The organism is Planktothrix sp. FACHB-1355 (genome assembly GCF_014748295.1).
GTDB classification, from domain to species: domain Bacteria; phylum Cyanobacteriota; class Cyanobacteriia; order Cyanobacteriales; family Aerosakkonemataceae; genus Aerosakkonema; species Aerosakkonema funiforme_A.
Window position 1 is genome coordinate 1 of sequence record NZ_JACJUP010001299.1, and the last position, 1,822, is coordinate 1,822.

Sequence of the window (1,822 nt, forward strand, 5' to 3'; positions counted from 1 at the left end):
CAAACCAAGGGTGATTTATTGGTGCTTTTGCCTTCTCAAAAACCTCTGGCATTATGACTGGATTGTAAATAACTTGGATTTTTTCTAATGGCAACCCGGTCATCTCCGCCAAATCCTCCGCCACGCCTTCCGATACGGCGACAATTCCATCAGCCGATCGATAAAAATAGCGCAACAGGTGCGGCCTAATTTTGCCTGCGATCCCAGTGTCACCGCGCAAGTAGTGGGAAAGGTGATTATGCACGCTTAACACCACTCGCGTGGATACGCCTGCCAGACGTTGCGCCCATTTTCCCGCGTTAACGTTGTCTAGCGCCGATAGCAGCACCTGGGGTCGCTCTTTCTGCAAATAGCGCCGCAAAGCAAGGGTTTTAGACACAATACCGGGGGATTTCAGGTCTATTACCCGCACTTCGATCGGCACCAGTTTCAGGTATGGCCCCTCAGCGTTTTGCAACACCAGGTCAATGTGCAAACCCCGCGCCGCAAGACCCTGCGCTAGGTGCAGCATCACCCGTTCCGCACCGCCGCCAGTCAGGGAAGGGAGAAATAAACTCACGGAATTCTTGTTTAATGTCATAGTTTTATCTCTTTAAATTGAGTATTTGGGTATTTTTCAAGCAGGTACTAACTCCACAACAATGGGATAATCTGGAATTTCCAGTTTGATTTGCTGGGGATTTTCGGATTGGTTAATGGGATTAATTGAATCGATCGGCTGGTAAGTGGCTGCATTTTTTATGCCAGTATTTAAGGTTAAAGTCACATTTCGCTTAGTCACATCAACATCTGCATTGGTTGGCTTATTAAAGCTGGCAACTTCTTGCCATAAAATCAGATAAAATTTGCCATCGCGTTTTTGCAAAAGCGTGTGATGCACGTCAGTTGTGTCCCCAGTCAGACCATAGTCTAACGCTCTGAGATCGAAGCTATCTCCTGAGTCTTGCAAAAGTGAAATAAGGTTTTTTACGGCAATGAAGGCGGGTTTCGGCGAACCATCATACCGCAACAAACCATAGTGAAGTTGAGAGTTATTTGCTTCGGGATTCGGTTTTTCATCAATTAATTCATAACTGTAGGCGCGTTTAATGCCGCGATTGAAATATTCCAAAAACAAGCGGGGTAAGTATTTGGCAGAAGCTTTTTCGGAGACGCCAAAACCAGATTGTTCGTTAATCGCGTTGTGGTAACCGGACTCAGTAGCAACGATCGGCTTATCGCCGCACATAATTCTGGTCGCGGGTATCCACCGATTATCTAATTCCCAACTAGGCTGTCCCCAACCTGGGTAACTGTGCATAGTGCCGATGTCGCAAGCAACGCTTCCCAGCTTGACAGCGTTCTCTGCAAAGGCTATTGATGGCCCCAAAACATCTAGATTACCGATTGCAGAATCTGCTTTAATTGCTGCATAAAGTTCAGCTTGGTAAGTGCGAACACCATCAGGAAAGTTTTGTCCTTTGTATTGAAGATCGGTATGCAGATCCCATTCATTTGCACCCTCTACTCCCTCAACAGAATTGGCCATAATTTTGGCAATATTGACGGCATCTTCGACAGTTTGGCCGTAGCGCGGGTCCATCACCAAAATCGATTTGATGCCGATTGTTGCTAAGTCGAGAAACTTTTGCTGAGTGGCGGTATCTCCTAGTGCTACGCCGTCTCTAATATGGCGAATTCCTAATTCTTGCAGCCGGGGTTTGATGATGTCGTCGTATCTGGCGTAAGCAGTATCTGCATAATTTAGATGTACGACAACGCCGATCGAATCAACGAAGGAATCAGCACTGCGAGCTTGCTCTGTTTTTGTTTCCGCTTTTGG

The 1,822-nt window shown here is 46.6% G+C and carries 2 protein-coding genes; both read right to left on the reverse strand.

Features of this window, described 5'->3' with window-relative positions; translation table 11 throughout:
- The coding region (locus tag H6S82_RS31745; protein ID WP_191057387.1) for a glycosyltransferase at positions 1-580 on the reverse strand (580 nt) is incomplete at its 3' end.
- A gap of 36 nt (positions 581-616) precedes the next feature.
- Positions 617-1,822 (reverse strand): hypothetical protein (locus H6S82_RS31750; RefSeq protein WP_191057388.1); only part of this gene is annotated, 1,206 nt, incomplete at its 5' end.